The sequence below is a fragment of the Nocardia sp. NPDC057272 genome, assembly GCF_042668615.1.
Taxonomy (GTDB): Bacteria; Actinomycetota; Actinomycetes; order Mycobacteriales; family Mycobacteriaceae; genus Nocardia.
In genome coordinates this window covers 31,509-47,423 of sequence record NZ_JBHUYK010000017.1, presented here as the reverse complement: position 1 = coordinate 47,423, position 15,915 = coordinate 31,509, and the positions used below count along the sequence as shown (strand labels likewise).

19 protein-coding genes are annotated in these 15,915 nt (G+C 68.2%); 14 read left to right on the top strand and 5 right to left on the bottom strand.

The window, feature by feature from the left end; translation table 11 throughout:
- Nucleotides 1-4 precede the first annotated feature (4 nt).
- Both ACFULV_RS22120 and ACFULV_RS22115 read left to right on the top strand, forming a co-directional pair.
- A complete protein-coding gene (locus tag ACFULV_RS22120; RefSeq protein ID WP_378630034.1) occupies nucleotides 5-430 on the top strand; it encodes an acyl-CoA thioesterase in 426 nt (141 codons plus the stop codon).
- A gap of 4 nt (nucleotides 431-434) precedes the next feature.
- Complete coding sequence (locus tag ACFULV_RS22115; RefSeq protein WP_378659494.1) at nucleotides 435-1,109, top strand: hypothetical protein; 675 nt, start codon at nucleotides 435-437, stop codon at nucleotides 1,107-1,109.
- Nucleotides 1,110-1,231: 122 nt separating this feature from the next.
- Here the strand turns inward: ACFULV_RS22115 and ACFULV_RS22110 are convergent, their stop codons facing one another.
- Together ACFULV_RS22110 and ACFULV_RS22105 are read right to left on the bottom strand one after the other, a co-directional pair.
- Nucleotides 1,232-1,552, bottom strand: a complete 321-nt coding sequence (locus ACFULV_RS22110) for an AzlD domain-containing protein (protein WP_378659492.1) — start codon at nucleotides 1,550-1,552, stop codon at nucleotides 1,232-1,234.
- On the bottom strand, nucleotides 1,549-2,241 hold the full coding sequence (locus ACFULV_RS22105) for an AzlC family ABC transporter permease (RefSeq protein WP_378659489.1): 693 nt from the start codon (nucleotides 2,239-2,241) through the stop codon (nucleotides 1,549-1,551). The genes ACFULV_RS22110 and ACFULV_RS22105 overlap by 4 nt, the downstream gene beginning before the upstream one ends.
- 67 nt (nucleotides 2,242-2,308) lie before the next feature.
- Here ACFULV_RS22105 and ACFULV_RS22100 point away from each other — a divergent pair, with 67 nt between their 5' ends.
- Nucleotides 2,309-2,878: a helix-turn-helix domain-containing protein gene (locus ACFULV_RS22100; RefSeq protein ID WP_101464034.1), complete on the top strand. Its 570-nt coding sequence runs from the start codon at nucleotides 2,309-2,311 to the stop codon at nucleotides 2,876-2,878.
- A gap of 17 nt (nucleotides 2,879-2,895) precedes the next feature.
- Here the strand turns inward: ACFULV_RS22100 and ACFULV_RS22095 are convergent, their stop codons facing one another.
- Nucleotides 2,896-3,609 carry an HNH endonuclease gene (locus ACFULV_RS22095; protein WP_245914276.1) on the bottom strand — a complete coding sequence of 238 codons (714 nt, stop codon included), beginning with the start codon at nucleotides 3,607-3,609 and terminating at the stop codon, nucleotides 2,896-2,898.
- Between the two features lie 164 nt (nucleotides 3,610-3,773).
- Between ACFULV_RS22095 and ACFULV_RS22090 the strand changes: the two genes are divergently transcribed.
- From ACFULV_RS22090 to ACFULV_RS22055, 8 genes are all read left to right on the top strand, one after another.
- Entirely contained in the window at nucleotides 3,774-4,184 is a 411-nt protein-coding gene (locus ACFULV_RS22090; RefSeq protein ID WP_378659486.1) for a globin, read from the top strand.
- Nucleotides 4,185-4,391: 207 nt separating this feature from the next.
- Complete coding sequence (locus ACFULV_RS22085; RefSeq protein WP_378659483.1) at nucleotides 4,392-5,993, top strand: glycoside hydrolase family 13 protein; 1,602 nt, start codon at nucleotides 4,392-4,394, stop codon at nucleotides 5,991-5,993.
- A gap of 74 nt (nucleotides 5,994-6,067) precedes the next feature.
- Nucleotides 6,068-6,346, top strand: coding sequence for a hypothetical protein (locus ACFULV_RS22080; RefSeq protein WP_378659480.1), 279 nt, complete (start codon nucleotides 6,068-6,070; stop codon nucleotides 6,344-6,346).
- A complete protein-coding gene (locus tag ACFULV_RS22075) occupies nucleotides 6,333-6,797 on the top strand; it encodes a DUF5130 domain-containing protein (RefSeq protein WP_378629927.1) in 465 nt (154 codons plus the stop codon). The genes ACFULV_RS22080 and ACFULV_RS22075 overlap by 14 nt, the downstream gene beginning before the upstream one ends.
- Nucleotides 6,798-7,069: 272 nt before the next feature.
- Complete coding sequence (locus tag ACFULV_RS22070) at nucleotides 7,070-8,215, top strand: MFS transporter (protein WP_378659477.1); 1,146 nt, start codon at nucleotides 7,070-7,072, stop codon at nucleotides 8,213-8,215.
- 64 nt (nucleotides 8,216-8,279) lie between these two features.
- The gene (locus ACFULV_RS22065) at nucleotides 8,280-9,146 is read left to right on the top strand and encodes an alpha/beta fold hydrolase (protein WP_378659700.1); all 867 of its coding nucleotides are present in this window, start codon (nucleotides 8,280-8,282) and stop codon (nucleotides 9,144-9,146) included.
- 132 nt (nucleotides 9,147-9,278) lie between these two features.
- On the top strand, nucleotides 9,279-10,457 hold the full coding sequence (locus ACFULV_RS22060; protein ID WP_378659474.1) for an alpha/beta hydrolase family protein: 1,179 nt from the start codon (nucleotides 9,279-9,281) through the stop codon (nucleotides 10,455-10,457).
- Between the two features lie 178 nt (nucleotides 10,458-10,635).
- Nucleotides 10,636-11,037: a helix-turn-helix domain-containing protein gene (locus ACFULV_RS22055; protein ID WP_378659471.1), complete on the top strand. Its 402-nt coding sequence runs from the start codon at nucleotides 10,636-10,638 to the stop codon at nucleotides 11,035-11,037.
- 23 nt (nucleotides 11,038-11,060) lie between these two features.
- Here ACFULV_RS22055 and ACFULV_RS22050 read toward each other — a convergent pair whose 3' ends face one another.
- The gene (locus tag ACFULV_RS22050; RefSeq protein ID WP_378629935.1) at nucleotides 11,061-11,675 is read right to left on the bottom strand and encodes a TetR/AcrR family transcriptional regulator; all 615 of its coding nucleotides are present in this window, start codon (nucleotides 11,673-11,675) and stop codon (nucleotides 11,061-11,063) included.
- Between the two features lie 60 nt (nucleotides 11,676-11,735).
- Here ACFULV_RS22050 and ACFULV_RS22045 point away from each other — a divergent pair, with 60 nt between their 5' ends.
- From ACFULV_RS22045 to ACFULV_RS22035, 3 genes are all read left to right on the top strand, one after another.
- The gene (locus ACFULV_RS22045; RefSeq protein WP_378659468.1) at nucleotides 11,736-12,725 is read left to right on the top strand and encodes a patatin-like phospholipase family protein; all 990 of its coding nucleotides are present in this window, start codon (nucleotides 11,736-11,738) and stop codon (nucleotides 12,723-12,725) included.
- Between the two features lie 91 nt (nucleotides 12,726-12,816).
- The gene (locus ACFULV_RS22040) at nucleotides 12,817-14,292 is read left to right on the top strand and encodes a flavin-containing monooxygenase (RefSeq protein WP_378659465.1); all 1,476 of its coding nucleotides are present in this window, start codon (nucleotides 12,817-12,819) and stop codon (nucleotides 14,290-14,292) included.
- A gap of 34 nt (nucleotides 14,293-14,326) precedes the next feature.
- A complete protein-coding gene (locus ACFULV_RS22035) occupies nucleotides 14,327-15,160 on the top strand; it encodes an SDR family oxidoreductase (RefSeq protein ID WP_378659462.1) in 834 nt (277 codons plus the stop codon).
- A gap of 129 nt (nucleotides 15,161-15,289) precedes the next feature.
- Here the strand turns inward: ACFULV_RS22035 and ACFULV_RS22030 are convergent, their stop codons facing one another.
- On the bottom strand, nucleotides 15,290-15,880 hold the full coding sequence (locus tag ACFULV_RS22030) for a ClpP family protease (protein ID WP_378659459.1): 591 nt from the start codon (nucleotides 15,878-15,880) through the stop codon (nucleotides 15,290-15,292).
- Nucleotides 15,881-15,915: the final 35 nt, after the last annotated feature.

Here is a 15,915-nt window from a genome sequence, read left to right as displayed (position 1 = left end):
GGAGCTGGTGTTGCCGCAGCGTTTTCACGCGAAGGTCGAGATCCGCTGGTCGGATATGGACGTGTTCCAGCACGTCAACCACGCTCGGATGGTGACCCTGCTGGAAGAGGCGCGGATTCCGTGGCTGTTCGACGACGACAAGCCGACGGCGTCGATGGGGCGGCAGGGGTGTGTGCTGGTCGACCTGCATGTGAAGTACCGCGGGCAGTTGCGGCACGAGGACACCCCGCTCGACATCGCCATGTGGGTCAAGCAATTGCGCGCGGTCGATTTCACCATCGGTTACGAGGTGCGGGCCAACGGTGCGGCCCCCGATTCGCCGCCCGCGGTCATCGCGACCACCCAGCTCGCCGCGTTCGACATCGACACCCAGCGTCTGCGCAGGCTCAGCGAGACCGAACGCGACTACCTGACACTGTGGCGGGCCTGATTTCGTGAGCTCCTCCGAACAGCGGGTGCTCCACACGCCCGACCCGGCCGAACGCGAGAACCTGGCCACCTTCCTCGGCCGTGCCCTCCGGCTGGACCCGGCCGCTGTCGTCCGTTTGCGGCGGCGTGGATCCAGTCTCGTGTCCGCGTGGGTGGCGACGGGGTTCGAGACTCTGGCGGTACGCACGATCACGGCGGAACTCGGTGTCGACGATGTCACCGTCGGTGCGGACTCGGTGCTCGCGGGACTGGGTACCGGTCATCCGATCGACCTCGGTTACTCGATGGACTCCGCCTGGCGCGGTGCCCTTCCACCGACCGACGGCTTTTCGCATGTGGATGACGTTCCGGCGCGCACCCTGGTGGAGCTGGCTGAACGTGGCGCGGATGTGGCGCGCGAACACGGCGGGCCCAAAGGGCCGCCCGCGTCTCTTCTCGACCAGTCGGTTCTCACGGTTACCGGGGCCGGTGATCTCGAGGTGCAGGTGCCGATGCGCGTTGTCTTCGCGCTCACTGCGATGGATTTCATTCCGCACGCGGGGGAGAAGGCGGAGTCGCGTCGGATTCAGCCGTCGGAGCTGGTGCGGGTGCGGGCTACTCGGACGTGGTTGCGGTTGGATGCTCGGTACGGGTCTGTCGCGCGGCGGTTGGGTGGCGGGATTCCGTTGTCGCCCAGTTGAGTTGGGCGGATCGGGGTCTCGGGTGCGGTAACCCCGCACCCGAGGGGTTGCGGGGCGGCCTGGGAGTACCGTCGTGGCGGTCATGGGTGGACAGCGTGGTCGGCAGTGCGGTCGCTCGGCGGTCAGTGCACGCCGACGAGGCGTAGCAGAGCGGTTGTCGTGGCTGCTGCCAGCACGGTGACGAGTAGAGGGGCGCGCCGCCACGCGAGGATTCCGCCCACACCGACACCGGCGGGTAGGGCGATGCCCAGGTGGCCGGAGCCGGTCGGCAGCGTGGCTGTTGCCACCAGTGCCGCGAGCAGAATGAGGGCGCCGGTGTCCAGGAGATGGATTGCCCTGGGGGACAGCCGCAGCCGATGGCGCATCGCGGGGCCGGTCCATCGTAGTGCGTAGGTTCCTACGGCGAGCGCCAGCATGGCGGGCAGCAGATACGGCGCGTTCATGCCGCTACCTGCTCGGCGGCGGGGGTTGGTGGGCGCAGGGCGAAGGCCAGTCCGCCCAGGGCGATCAGCACCGGGAGCCCCGCTGGAACGAACGGCGCGACCGACACGGCCAATCCGGCGCCGACCAGTACCGGGCGCACTGTCGCCCGATCGCGCAGGGCGGGCAGGATCAGCGCCAGCAGGATCACGGGGAACACCGCGTCCAAGCCGAGCGCCGAGGTGTCGGGCACGAGCGAACCCAATGCCGCGCCGAGGGTGGCGCCCAGCGGCCAGCACAGTGCGACGCCGATACCGCAGGCCCAGTACGCGGCGCGTTTGCGTTCCTGATCACCGGGGGCGGTGGCGAAGGCGACCGACTCGTCGTTGAGGACGTGGATGCCGAGCACTCGCTTCCAGCCGCGCCCGAACACCTCGGGCGCCGACAATCCGTACGGCAGGTGGCGCGCGTTGAGCAGCAGCCCGGCCACCACCGCCGCCAGCGGACTACCGCCGGCCGCGACGATCCCGAAGAACAGCAATTCCGAGCCGCCTGCCAGCACCGTGACCGCCATCACGATCGGCATCCACATCGGGAACCCGGCCGCGATCGTCGACGCGCCATAGGACACACCGAACAAGCCGACGGCAAGGCACGCCGCGGCTACGGCAGCCACGGTTCTCCGGTCGAGTGTTCGCCAGATCGAACGCATGTTGTTTATATTGAACGCACCGGGTGGGTAAAGTCAACGCGGTATCGCCAGCCCCCAGGAGGCGTAGATGGACCGGCAGGACCCCGTCGTCGGACCGCCCCAGGCGGTGATCGCCGCGGCGCTGCGTCGTGAGCGCGCCCGCGCCGGTCTCTCGCTCACCGAGGTCGCCCATCGGGCGGGCGTCGCGAAATCCACACTGTCGCAACTGGAATCGGGCACCGGCAATCCCAGCCTGGAAACCCTGTGGGCGCTGTGCGTCGCCCTCGAAATGCCGTTCTCCCGGCTGCTCGATCCGCCGCGGGCCAATGTTCAGGTGATCCGCGCCGACGAGGGCGCGCCCGTCCCCTCGGCCGATGCCGACTATCGGGTGACATTGCTCGCAGCGGGCCAGTCACACACGCGCTGTGATGTGTACCGCATCGCGGCCGAACCCGGCCACACCCGTCGCTCCGATCCCCACAGCCCCGGCGTCGTCGAGCATGTCGTCCTGGCGGCGGGCCGCGCCATGGCGGGCCCGGCGGACGAGCCCGTGGAGATGCGCCCCGGCGACTACATCCGCTACCTGGGCGATCTTCCCCACATCTTCGAAGCTCTCGAGCCGGGAACGTGGGCGACGATGGTCATCGAGAGCGCCTGAGCCGATCGAGCGCGGTGTCAGGCGGCCCCTTCGCCGAGGTACTGCAACCAGATCGGATCCAGATCGGCGGTGGTGGACAGCAGCCGCCAATGCGGGCCCTTGGGCGAGACCAGCGGGTGGCGCAGGTGCCAGCCTAGGTCGGCCAGCATCTTGTCGGCCTTGCGGTGATTGCAGGGGGCGCAGCTGGCGACGCAGTTCTCCCACGAGTGCTCGCCGCCGCGACTGCGGGGGATCACGTGGTCGATGGTCTCGGCCTTGCCGCCGCAGTACCCGCACCGGTAGTGGTCGCGATGCATGAGCGCGGCGCGGGTCATCGGCACGCGGGCGCGGTAGGGCACCCGCACGTAGGTGCGCAGGCGGATGACAGACGGAATCGCTACTTCGGAGCCCGCGGAATGCAGGACCGGTCCTTCGGGATCGTCGTGGACGGCGTCTGCTTTGGCGCAGATCAGCAGCACGACGGCGCGGCGCGCGGACAGCGCGGTGAGCGGCTCGTAGGTGGCGTTGAGGAGGAGGACCCGGCGTTTGCGCCATGCGGCGGCGTCGTGGTCTCCGGCGAGATGCAGAGGCGCGGGGAGATGCGGCAGGTCGTGAAGACCGTGTGCGCCCGGATGGTGATCGGACAGGATATGCAGCGGAACAGCCCCCGAGCCACGATTGTGGACGTCGGCGGGCTGGAGTTGTCGGTGCGTGCGCGCCTCGTGTGAACGGGCGCTCGGTCGCTGCTTCATCCTCTTGACCTCAATTTCATGATTGGCAGGATCATGTGGTATCTGGGGCCGATACTGACCTCAGTTGACCATGGTTCCGGCGGTATTGCACGGCTATTTTTCAAACTTCCGGATGAACTGTGGTTGAAGGGCAGCGCGTTCGTGACCGTGGTGATCGGGGCACAATGGAGCTCGTGACTTCCGGTGAGCAGACAACGACCTCCTTCTACGAAGCCGTGGGCGGCGCGGAGACGTTTCGCCGACTGGTGTCGGTGTTCTATCGCGAGGTCGCGGCCGACGAGATCCTGCGCCCGCTGTACCCGGAGGAGGACCTGGGTCCGGCCGAGCGCCGGTTCCGGATGTTCCTCGAACAGTACTGGGGCGGGCCGCGCACCTACTCCGACGAGCGCGGGCATCCGCGGCTGCGCATGCGCCACAATCCGTTCGTCATCGGGCCGCTCGAGCGCGACGCCTGGATGCGATGCATGCGGATCGCGGTCGGTGAGATCGAACCGTCGATCCTGGACGACGAACACCGCAAAGCCCTGCTGGACTACTTCCAAATGGCAGCGGCCTCCCTGCAAAACGCGCCGTAGCGGTACGAGAGCCCTATTAGGGCTCACCTGAGCCTACGGGTGCCCGCTGTTCGCTGATGACCAGCAGATGGCCGCCCGGTTTCGCATCGATGCCGCCCTTTACCACGATGTTTCGCTGTGGCGTGGCGAACGCTGGTGATTTGCCGGATTCGCAGAAAGTCTCGCCCCACATGAATATTGCGGGCGATCTTTGGCAATATTGCGGGTGTGACACAGACACCTGCCTCGCCGGTGCCGGGGGAAGCAAGCACCGCTCCGTGGTGGAAAACCGCCGTGTTCTATCAGGTCTATCCGCGTTCGTTCGCCGACTCCGATGGTGACGGTGTCGGTGACCTGGGCGGGGTCCGCGAGAAGATGGGGTACCTGGAGCTATTGGGCGTCGACGCGCTGTGGATCTGTCCGGTGATGCGGTCACCACAGGCCGACGGTGGCTACGACGTGTCCGATCCGCGCGATATCGACCCGCTCTTCGGCGGGCTGGGGGCGCTGGACGAGTTGATCGCCGAGGCGCACGACCGCGAGATCAAAGTGACGATGGATCTGGTGCCCAACCACACCAGCATCGAACACGCGTGGTTCGCCGAGGCGCTGGAGGCTGCTCCGGGCAGCCCGGAACGGGCTCGCTACATCTTCCGGGACGGTCGAGGCAAGGATGGGGAGGAGCCACCCAACAACTGGCCGAGCATTTTCGGCGGCCCCGCCTGGACCAGGATCACCGAACCCGACGGCTCTCCAGGGCAGTGGTACCTGCACATCTTCGCGCCCGAACAACCCGACCTGAACTGGGACAACCCGGAGGTCGCCGACGATTTCGAGAAGACCCTGCGCTTCTGGCTCGACCGTGGCGTCGACGGTTTCCGCCTCGACGTCGCCCACGGGATGGCCAAGCCCGAGGGCCTGCCCGACATGGACCGGGTCGAGACCAAGATGCTCGTCCACGACGACGACGATCCCCGCTTCAACAACCCGGGTGTGCACGCCATCCACCGCCGCATCCGCACAGTGCTCGACGACTATCCGCACGCGGTGTCGATCGGCGAGGTGTGGGTCGACGACAACGTGCGCTTCGGCGAATACGTCCGTCCCGACGAGCTGCACCTGGCGTTCAACTTCCGCCTCGCCGAGACTTTTTTCACCGCGCAGGGCGTCCACGACGCGATCACGCACTCCCTCGACGCGGTCGCCGACGCGGGCGCCCCACCCACCTGGACGCTGTCCAATCACGACATCGAACGTGAGGTGACCCGTTACGGCGGTGGCAAGGCCGGCATCGCGCGGGCGCGGGCGATGATGATGGTCGAACTCGCCCTGCCCGGTGCGGTGTTCATCTACAACGGCGCCGAACTGGCCCTGCCCAACGTCGACGACCTGCCCGAGGAGGTCTTGCAGGATCCGGTGTGGGAGCGCACGAACCACAAGGAACGTGGTCGTGACGGTTGCCGGGTCCCGATGCCATGGGAGGGCCCGACCACGCCGTTCGGTTTCACCGCGGGTACGCCGTGGTTGCCGATCCCGGCCGACTGGGCCGACCGCACCGTCGAGGCGCAGCTGGAAACCCTGCACTCGACGCTGTCGCTGTACCGGCTGGCGATCGACCTGCGTGCCACCCGGCCGGAGTTCGCGGGCCAGCGGATCGAGTGGTACGGCAGTCCCGACGGCTGCCTCGCCTTCCGTCGGCCGGGCGGGCTGATCTGCGTGCTCAACGCCTCGGACGGCCCGATCCAGCTGCCGCCGGGGGAGGTGCTGCTGTCGAGTGCTCCGGTCGCCGACGACCGGTTGCCACCGAACGCGGCGGCCTGGTTGGTGTAGCCGCGCCGGACACGCGGTGCGGGAACTGCCAGCCGGAGGATGAACTACTACACAGCATCGTCTACCGTTGGTGCGTGAGCATTCTCGAGACAGTGCTGATCTTCGTCGGCATCCCGGCCGCGATCTACTTCGCGATCGCGGGTTTGTCCTATCTCGGTAAGCCATTCCCCGGTGAGAAGCCGGCCCACTTCGCACTCGGGCAGAAGTGGACCCACCGGCCGGTGCTGTGGAGTGCTACCGATGAGGTGACCGCCGCGGCGGGGCACCACACCGCCGAGCCGCATGGCAGTCATGCGGCTCTCCAAACCGCGCATGCGGAGCTGATCGGAGGCCGGGCAAGTGGCAAGTTCTAATTGGCCCGCGGTGGTCGAGGCCGACCTGCCGCACGGGTTCGCCCTCACGAGCAGCGGCCGTGTGTCCGGTGTGCACGAGCCCGGCACCGTGTTCGACGAGGTGCCGTTCACCGATCATGAGCGCATCTCCCTCGACAACGCGCTCACCGAGGCGACCCGCGCCACCAAGGTCCGCTTCAACATCTACCTCGGCGACCTCGGCTCCGATCCGGCGGCCGGTGCCGACGCGATCCTGCCGAACACCCCGGAGTCGGCCGATTCGGTGCTCATCGCCGTGTCCCCGAACCAGGGTGCGATCGAGGTCCGTTCCGGTGCGAACGTGGCCGAGCGCGCCAACGACCGCATCTGCCAGCTCGGCGTCACCGCCGCACTGGCCTCGTTCCGTCAGGGCAACCTGATCGACGGCCTGATCTCGGCCACCCGCGTGATGGCCGCCGCGATCGGCCGCTAGTTCGTTCTCGTCCGAACGGCGCGTTCACCTCATGGTGAACGCGCCGTTCGTGTGTCACGCGCCGGATGCGCGGCGAAAGATGCCGGGGGACTGGTCGTTCCAGCGCCACGTCGATTCCGTGACGATGCGAGCCGGACCGTCGGCGATACCCGCCGGATCCGGGCCCGCGGCGAATCGATTCCCGACGACTGAACTTCCCGAGAAGGGAATGGGGCCGGACATCTGCCTGTTGTAACCGTTCAAATAACTATAGACGGTTAGGGATGGTGAGCATGCGACGTGAGCATCTTGCCTGGGCGGGGCTGACGGCGATGACCGTCTCGTTCGGGCTCAACTTCACGATGGGTGTGTTCTTCGCACCGACGGCCGCCTCGTACGGGGTGTCGGCGACGGCGCTGGCCGTGGCCGCCGCGCTGGGCACCACGGTCACCGGCCTGGCGCAGCAGGGTATCGGCAGGCTGCTCGATCTCCTCGGGCCCAAGCTCGTGCTGATCGGCGGCCTCACGCTGATCTCGAGCAGCTATCTGGTGCTGGCCACGGTGACCGAGACCTGGCAGTTCGTCACGGCCTACATGGTGCTCGGCGGATTGGGGTTCGCGTCGTCGTCGACCCTCACCGTGACCACCCTGCTCGGGCGGGCACACGGTCCGCAGGTGGGCCCGGCCATGGCACGCGCCGCGATCGGCATCAACCTCGGCCAGCTGATCACGCCCTGGGCGGCGACCGCGCTGTTCGACCCGATCGGTGTGCGCGGCGCCTTCGCGCTGCTCGGCGCGGTCGGTCTGGGTGCCACCGCTGTGCTGTGGCTGGTGCTGCCCGCCGATCAGCGGGCGACGACCAGCGGCGGCGCCGGCGAATCGCTGGCTGATCGGTGGAAAGTGCTGGTGTCCTTCGGTTTCCACGCAGCGACCCTGTACGTGGTCGTCTTGATGCTGCCCGAACACGCGGTGGAGCAGGGCTGGTCGGTGGCCGGTGCGGGCAGGCTCGTGGCGCTGGCCGCGCTGGCGGCCGGACTGACCTCGGCCGCGATGGTGCGTCTGCTGCGGCACTACCCACCGGAGTCACTACTGCGGGTGCTGTATTCGGTGCGCCTCGCCGCGTTGCTGCCCGCGGTGCTCGTGCCGGGGCCCGGGGTGCTGGTCGTGGTCGCGGTGCTGTTCGGTATCGCCTCGTTCCCTGTCATCCCGCTGACCATGGCCATCCTGTCGCGTGGTCTCGACCCCGCGCGGATGGGCCGCACGCTGGCGCCCGCGTGGGTGATCCACCAGCTCGCCGCCGCCACCGGACTCGGCGTGGCCACCGTCGTGCACGCCCTCACCGACAGCTATCGCGGCTACTTCGCTCTCGGCCTGGTATTCACCGTCGTTGCCGTCGGCCTGATCGCCCCGGTTCGCCGTCGCGCACCGGTCACCGTCTGAATCCCGCCCCGGCCGAGCCTCCCGGGCTCGGCGTGAGTATCACCCACACAGAAAGAGATCCATGATGAACCAGGTAAGCCACCACACCGTCGAGATCCAGGGCCGGTCGGTCTTCTATCGCGAAGCCGGTGACTCGGCCAAGCCGACTCTGCTTCTGCTGCACGGCTTCCCGTCCAGCTCGGCCATGTTTCGCACCCTGATTCCCGCGCTGGCCGACGACTACCACGTGATCGCGCCCGATCACCTCGGCTTCGGCCAGTCGGCGATGCCGCCGGTCGACGAATTCGACTACAGCTTCGACACACTCACCGAGATCACCCTGGAACTGCTCGACACCCTCGGCATCGACCGTTTCGCGCTCTACATCCAGGACTACGGCGCCCCCATCGGCCTGCGCATCGCCTCGCGCAATCCGGAGCGGGTCACCGCGATCATCACCCAAAGCGGTAACGCCTACCTCGACGGCTTCACTCCGTTCTGGGAAGTGTTGTTCGCGCATGCCAACGACCGCGCGACCCACGAGCCCGAAGTGCGCAAGCTGCTCGAGCTCGACGCGACGAAATGGCAGTACACGCACGGTGTTCCAGCCGACCGGCTCGCACTGGTCAGCCCGGACAGTTGGACCCTCGATCAGGCCTACCTCGACCGCCCCGGCAACAAGGAGATCCAGCTGCAACTGTTCTTCGACTACAAGAACAACCTCGACGGTTACCCGGCCTTCCAGCAGTATTTCGCCGAGCACCGCCCACCGACGCTCATCGCCTGGGGTGCCCACGACGAGATCTTCGGCGCCGACGGTGCCCGCGCGTATCTGCGTGACCTGCCCGACGCCGAACTGCACCTGCTCGACGCGGGCCATTTCGCGCTGGAGACGCACGGACCCGAGATCGCCGCGCTGATCCGCGATTTCCTCGGCCGGGTACTGGGCTGAGTCCGGTGGACGGCTGGGGGTCGTGGGGCGCCCAGCCGTCCGGGCGGCATCGAGTAACCTGGTCGGCGGTTTATCGGCCACGTCATGGGCCGTCGGCGTATCGGGGGAAACTTGCACGCACGTATTGCTCGGGTGATCGCAGCGGGTTGCCTGGCGCTGACCGCATCGGCCTGCGGCCAGGACAGCAGACCTGCCGAATTCACCGCGGCCGCACCGCTTTCCGCGTTCTACAACCCCAGCGCGGAATCGATTCCGGGACAGCGTGGTTCGGTGATCCGCGCGCAGCCGCTCACCGGTGCGCAGGCGGTGCCCGGCGCCCGCAATTTCCTGACGCTGTACCGGTCGCTGGACGCGCAGGAGAAACCCGTCGCGGTATCGGGAACACTCGCGGTACCCGAGGGCGTCGCGCCCGCGGGTGGTTGGCCGCTCATCTCCTGGGGGCCGGGAAGCACCGGGGTCGCCGACGTGTGCGCGGCCTCGCGATCCGAAGGCTCCTCGCCGAGCCGGGACGAACAGGCTCGCTGGGTGGCCAAGGGGTACGCCGTGGCCAGGACCGACTATCAGGGCTTGGGGACACCGGGCGGTCACGGGTACATGATCGGCGAGACCGAACAACGTGCGATGGCCGATATCGCCACGGCGGCAAGGGAAATCGACAAGACGGTCGGTTCACGCTGGGTGGCGATGGGGCATTCGCAAGGTGGCCACGCGGCCCTGTTCGCCGCCGTCGACGCCGCGGGGTGGACGCCGAACACGCCGCTGCTCGGCGCCATCGCACTGGCGCCCGCCTCACACCTGGGCGAACAGGTGCGGATGGCGAAGTGGGCGGCGTCGAATCCGCTGGGCAAGCTGGGTACGGGCGAGGTGTCGGTGTACCTGCCGCTGCTGGTTCGCGGCGCTCAGACGGTGACCGATGTGGACCCCGCCCGATTCCTCACCGGCCGGGCGCAGTCGCTGCTGCCGGTCGCCGACTCCGAATGCACCGGCGGGCTGCGCGACAAGAGCAAGTGGGGCGGTCTGTCGGCGAAGGACGTGTTCACCGCCGACGGCGACGTCTCCGGGCTGCTGCGAGTCCTCGACGACAACGACCCGAGCGGCCTGCGATTCACCGTCCCGGTTCTCGTCCTCCAAGGTCGTTCCGACCTCACCGTCCCGTTGCAAGCGACGGACGCGATGGTCGCCGAACAGCAGGGGCGAGGCGAGTCGGTCGATTACCGCAAATACGACGACGTCGACCACAGCGAGATCGTCTCCGCGTCCTTTGCCGACGCGCTCGGCTGGGCAGACACCCGCTTCGGCATCACGCGCTGAATTGTTGGAGCGCTGGCGCGCTCGAGCGGGGCCCTTCGGGCCCCTGATCTTCCCTCCCTCCGGGTACTCCTTCGTCGCACCCTCCACTCAGTCCAGATCAGGGCGGGCCCCTTGTGCTTGGTTACGCCCAGAGCAGAAGAGCCGGGTGTTTCGGTCCGGGGGTCCCTACGCTCGGAGTATGGGCGAGCACAGCGGGTTGCGGGTGATTCCAGGCGGACGCGGCGAACAGCAGTCGCGGCCGGAACCACTCTGGCGGGAGGCGCTGGGTGAACGGCTGCGCGCGCTGCGCCTGGAACAGCGCTCCACCCTCGTCGACACCGCGGGTCGGGCGGGCATCTCGCCGCAGTACCTCTCCGAGGTCGAGCGCGGGCGCAAGGAGCCGTCGAGCGAGATGATCGCCGCCCTGGCCGGCGCCCTCGGTACTTCGCTGGGGGATCTCGTCGCGCAGGTAGCCGAATCCATGCGCAGGCACGCCCTCGTTCCGACGCGCGCGGTCGTGCTGGGCGGGCAACGCCAGATCGCCCCCTCGAGTTCCGCTCCTCTCGCGCTGGCCCCGAACGCCGTTCTGCTCGCCGCCTGATCGGCCCTCACCGGGCGTGGCGATCAGCCGTCCACTGCCGCGCTCGTGCGGCCGGCGGCGATCTGGCTGCGGAGTAGGTCGACGATCGCGCTGACGGGAAGTTCGGGGTCGATCGCGCGCTGCACGCCGAGGCCGATACCGAGCGAGAGTAGTTGCAGCGCCGCATCTTCGGCGGGAAGTGGGAGTTCGAGGCCGAGTTGATCGGCCTGCGTCTGGATCACCGAGGCGAGCATCGCCGTCAGGGTGCGTCGGCGCTCGGCGAGTTCGGTGCGGATCTCGGGCATGTGCCGGGTGCTCGTCGCGAACTCGACTTCCAGCGCGGTCCAGCCGACATCGCCGATGTTCTCGTCGGCCCATCGCGCGAATCCTTCGATCCGCTCCGCCATGGTGTCGTGCGTCAGCATCGCGTCCACGAGCGACTGGGCGCGCTCCACGTGGACGACGTCGAGCACGGCCAGGCCCAATTCGTGCTTGGTGGCGAAGTTGGAGTACACCGCGCCCTTGGAGAATCCGGCCTCGGTAGCCACCTTCTCCAAGGGGGTCACGTTGTAGCCGTCGGCCATGAACAGCCGTTTGGCGGTCTCGACCAGTCGTTCACGCGTGAGAGCGTGCGACTCCTTGCGCGTCATCCTGGCCATGTGCAGGAGTTTAGCAAAATGGGCTACCGCTGGAATTCAAATACCGTTAGTATTCGAAATATGACTACACGACGTGGCGTAGCGATCGGCTGCGGTGGCCTGCTCGGCTTCGCCTGGACCGCCGTAGCCCTCGACGCCGTCGAACGCGCGCTGAACTGGGACATTCGCACCGCCGATGTTTTGATCGGCACCTCCGCGGGCGCGGAACTGGTAGCTGCCCTCGGCTCCGGGCGCGCCCCCGCCGACCTGCTCGCCGCACTCGACGCGTCCCCGGATGCCGACCCGATTCTGGCCGCGCACGTCGCCGTCGACCCCGGTAGATTTCCCCCGCTCCCGGGGCTCGGATTCCCCGGCTTCGGCCTGGTCGGCGCTGGTCTGCGCGCTCGTTCGCCCTACACCGCGCTGGCCGGACTCCTGCCGCGCGGCGGCGGCGACGCCGACTGGTTGCGTTCCTTCGGTCATGCGCTGGCCGGCCCGAGCGGCTGGGTGCGCCACCCCGCGACCTGGATAGTCGGCGCCGACGCGGCAACGGGTGCGCGAGTTGCCTTCGGAGCGGGTGACACTCGCATCGCCACGGCCGGCGGATCGGTCGCCGCCGGTGCGCGGGCGGTCGATCTGGGTGATGCGATCGCCGCGTCCTGGGCCATCCCCGGTTGGTTCCCGCCCGTGCGGATCGGCGGCAAGAATTACGTCGACGGCGGTTCGGTGTCGTCGGTGTCGGCCGATCTGCTGGTGCCGCTGGACCTCGACGAGGTGGTGGTCATCGCCCCGATGACGTCCGAGGGCGGTGCACCGGCCACCGGCCTGAACCGGGTCGAACGCCTGCTCCGGACGCAGATGACCCGCGGCCTGGATCGCGAAGTCGCTCTGCTTCGCGCGGCGGGCACCCGCGTGATCCGCGTCGAGCCAGGTCCCGAGGAACTCGCCGCCATGGGCCCGAACTTCATGGACTCGGCCCGCCGACCGGCCACCATCGCCGCCGCCCGTCGCGGCGTAGCGGCCCGAGTCACCGAGGCGCTGCGCGTCGCCACCGCTGGCCGACCCGCATGATCCGCCCGACGCGCAAGCGCCGTGTCCCGGGTCCTGCCAGCTCTCGCGTCGAGGTCGGCGCACCACTCGTTTCGTTCGAAGGAGAAGTCGTATGAGCCGCCATCACGAGGTTGTTGTGATCGGAGCGGGGGTTTCCGGGATCTGTGCGGCGATCAAGTTGATCGAGGCCGGGGTCGAGGAAGTGATGATCGTCGAGAAGGCCGAAACCTTCGGCGGCACCTGGCGGGCCAACACCTATCCCGGGTGCGCGTGCGATGTTCCGTCCGGGCTGTACTCGTTCTCCTTCGCGCCGAACAGCGAGTGGTCGCGACTGTTCGCGACCCAGCCCGAGATCCTCGACTACGTCGACCGGGTGGCGCGCGAGCACGGGCTGGCCGAACACACCCGCTTCGGGGTGGAAGTGGTCGGTTCGCGGTTCGATGAGACGGCGCAGCTGTGGCGGCTGGAAACCAGCGAGGGCCCGCTGAGTGCGCGCTTCGTCGTGTCGGCCGCGGGTCCGTGGAACGAACCACGCCTGCCCGAGATTGCGGGTCTGGCCGAATTCCCCGGCGAGGTCTTCCATTCCGCGCGCTGGAACCACGACTACGACCTGCGTGGCAAGCGGGTCGCGGTGGTCGGGTCCGGTGCGTCCGCGGTGCAGTTCGTGCCCGCGATCCAGCCCGAGGTCGCCGAACTGCACCTGTTCCAGCGCACCGCGCAGTGGGTGCTGCCGAAACTCGATCACCGCGTGCCCGGCTTCGAGAAGAAGGTGATGCGCCGATTCCCGTTCGCGCACAAGGCCTTGCGCTCGACCGAGTACGCGCTGATGGAAGGACTCGGGGTGGCGTTCCGGCATCCGCGGCCGCTGATGCAGACCGTGCAGGCCGTGGGTTCGGCGTATCTGCGTGCCGTGGTACGTGATCCGGCACTGCGGGCGAAGCTGCGGCCGGACTATCTGCTCGGCTGCAAGCGAATCCTGTTCTCCAACAGCTATCTCCAGTCACTGACCAAGAGCAATGTCGACGTGCACGCCACCGGGGTCGCCGAATTCCGTGGCAACACCGTGGTCGGCGCCGACGGCACCACCGCCGAGGTCGACGCCGTCATCCTCGGCACCGGCTTCCACATCCTCGACACCCCGCTGGCCGACATCGTGCGTGGCGCCGACGGCCGCACCTTGGCCGAGCACTGGAAGGGCTCGCCCGAGGCCTACCTCGGCACCGTCACCACCGGTTTCCCGAATGCCTTCACCGTGCTCGGCCCCAGCCTCGGCACCGGCCACTCGTCGGCGTTCGCCATTCTCGAAGCCCAGGTCGCCTTCCTCGTCTCGGCGATCGGGCGGGCCCGCCGCGAAGGCTGGGCGGGGCTGGACGTGCGTCCCGAGGTGCAGGCGCGCTACGTCGATCAGGTGCAAACCGCGCTGGCGAGCACCGTCTACAACGCGGGCGGTTGCCACAGCTATTACATGGATGCCAACGGCCGCAACAGTTTCAGCTGGCCCTGGTCCACCGGGGAGCTCACCACCCGGGTCAGTGCGTTCGACCCGGCCGACTTCACTATCACCCACGACGCGACAGTGCCCGCATGAGCGACCGCGCGAACAACCGACGAGAGGCCACGACATGAGCTACCCACGGATCGACCTCGATGGCGCCACTATCGCGATCACCGGCGCCGCGCGCGGCATCGGACTCGCCACGGCCAAAGCCTTTGTCGAGCAGGGCGCCTACGTCGCGCTCGGTGACCTCGACGAAGCGCTGGCCGTGCAGGCCGCCGCCGAGATCGGTGACCACGCGATCGGCCACGCGCTCGATGTCACCGACAAGGCTTCCTACGCGGCGTTTCTCGATGCGACTGCCCAGTGGCGCGGCCCGCTGGACGTGCTGGTGAACAACGCCGGCGTGATGCCCAACGGCCCGTTCCTCGACCAGTCCGACCGCATCGACCAGCTCACGATGGACGTCAACGTCTACGGCGTCATCCACGGCATGCGCCTTGCCCTGCCCGCGATGGTCGCGCGGGGCTACGGCCACGTCGTGAACGTGGCCTCGCTGGCGGGCAAGTTCCCGATCAAGGGGCTGGCCGTGTACAACGCCAGCAAGTACGCGGTGGTCGGCCTGACCGCCGCCACCAGGCTGGAGATGGACGCCACCGGAGTCAGTGTGAGCGCGGTCCTTCCGTCGGCGGTGCGCACCGAACTCAGCTCCGGTATCGACTACGGCATCCTGCCCGCCGTCGACCCCGAAGACATCGCCGCTGCCGTGGTCCGCACGGTCCGGACCCGCGCGGCCGAGACCGCGGTGCCCGGGTATGTCGGCGCGCTGGCCAACGCGTCCGGTCTCGTGCCGGAGCCGGTGATGCGGGCTTTGCGCAAGGTGGCCAACGACGACGCCGCCATCACCCGTGTCGACGACAACGCCCGTCGCGTGTACCTGGACCGCATCGAAAAGCAGTGAGGTAACCACCACTCGGGTGTCCGGCGGGGCGAACCGGAACTGCCACGCTGGACCATCACTGGTCGGGATTCGGATCGGATCCGGTCGACAGTGACTGTCCAGCGTGGTCGGCGAAGCGGGAGCGGGCGATCACTCGCGCTCGTGCAGGACCTGGTCGACCAGACCGTATTCGAGCGCGGTCTCGGCGGTGAAGACCCGGTCCCGGTCGGTATCGCGGCGCAGGGTTTCCGGAGTCTGGCCGGTGTGCCTGGACAGGATCGCCTCGATCGCCGCGCGCATCCGGACGATCTCGTCGGCCTGCAGGATCAGGTCGGGAATGGTGCCCTGGCCGCGAGTCGCGGGCTGGTGCAACACGATTCGGGTGTGCGGGAGCATCGCCCGATGACCGGCCGCGCCACCCGCGAGGAGAACCGCGCCGACCGCGATCGCCTGGCCCACGCAGGTGGTGTGCACCGGCGCCTTGATGAATCGCATGGTGTCGTAGACGGCGAGCATGGCGGACAGGTCGCCGCCTTCGCAGTTGATGTAGAGGCTGATCGCCTGGCCGGGACTGTCGGATTCCAGGTGCAGCAGCTGGGCGATGAGCGCGTTGGCGACGCCGGAGTCGATGGGGGTGCCCAGGTAGACGATGCGTTCGCTGAGCAGGTGCGAGTAGATGTCGGTGATCCGCTCGCCGCCGCCGCGATGCTGGGACACGACATTGGGAATCGTATAGGTCATGAGAGTGCCTTCCGGACGGTGCGGAACGAGGTGGA

Coding starts and splice junctions, on each gene's coding strand:
- ACFULV_RS22110 (WP_378659492.1), bottom strand. CDS start 1,552: ATGAACGCGCCGTATCTGCTGCCCGCCATGCTGGCGCTCGCCGTAGGA.
- ACFULV_RS22105 (WP_378659489.1), bottom strand. CDS start 2,241: ATGCGTTCGATCTGGCGAACACTCGACCGGAGAACCGTGGCTGCCGTA.
- ACFULV_RS22100 (WP_101464034.1), top strand. CDS start 2,309: ATGGACCGGCAGGACCCCGTCGTCGGACCGCCCCAGGCGGTGATCGCC.
- ACFULV_RS22095 (WP_245914276.1), bottom strand. CDS start 3,609: ATGAAGCAGCGACCGAGCGCCCGTTCACACGAGGCGCGCACGCACCGA.
- ACFULV_RS22090 (WP_378659486.1), top strand. CDS start 3,774: ATGGAGCTCGTGACTTCCGGTGAGCAGACAACGACCTCCTTCTACGAA.
- ACFULV_RS22070 (WP_378659477.1), top strand. CDS start 7,070: ATGCGACGTGAGCATCTTGCCTGGGCGGGGCTGACGGCGATGACCGTC.
- ACFULV_RS22065 (WP_378659700.1), top strand. CDS start 8,280: ATGAACCAGGTAAGCCACCACACCGTCGAGATCCAGGGCCGGTCGGTC.
- ACFULV_RS22055 (WP_378659471.1), top strand. CDS start 10,636: ATGGGCGAGCACAGCGGGTTGCGGGTGATTCCAGGCGGACGCGGCGAA.
- ACFULV_RS22050 (WP_378629935.1), bottom strand. CDS start 11,675: ATGGCCAGGATGACGCGCAAGGAGTCGCACGCTCTCACGCGTGAACGA.
- ACFULV_RS22045 (WP_378659468.1), top strand. CDS start 11,736: ATGACTACACGACGTGGCGTAGCGATCGGCTGCGGTGGCCTGCTCGGC.
- ACFULV_RS22040 (WP_378659465.1), top strand. CDS start 12,817: ATGAGCCGCCATCACGAGGTTGTTGTGATCGGAGCGGGGGTTTCCGGG.
- ACFULV_RS22035 (WP_378659462.1), top strand. CDS start 14,327: ATGAGCTACCCACGGATCGACCTCGATGGCGCCACTATCGCGATCACC.
- ACFULV_RS22030 (WP_378659459.1), bottom strand. CDS start 15,880: ATGACCTATACGATTCCCAATGTCGTGTCCCAGCATCGCGGCGGCGGC.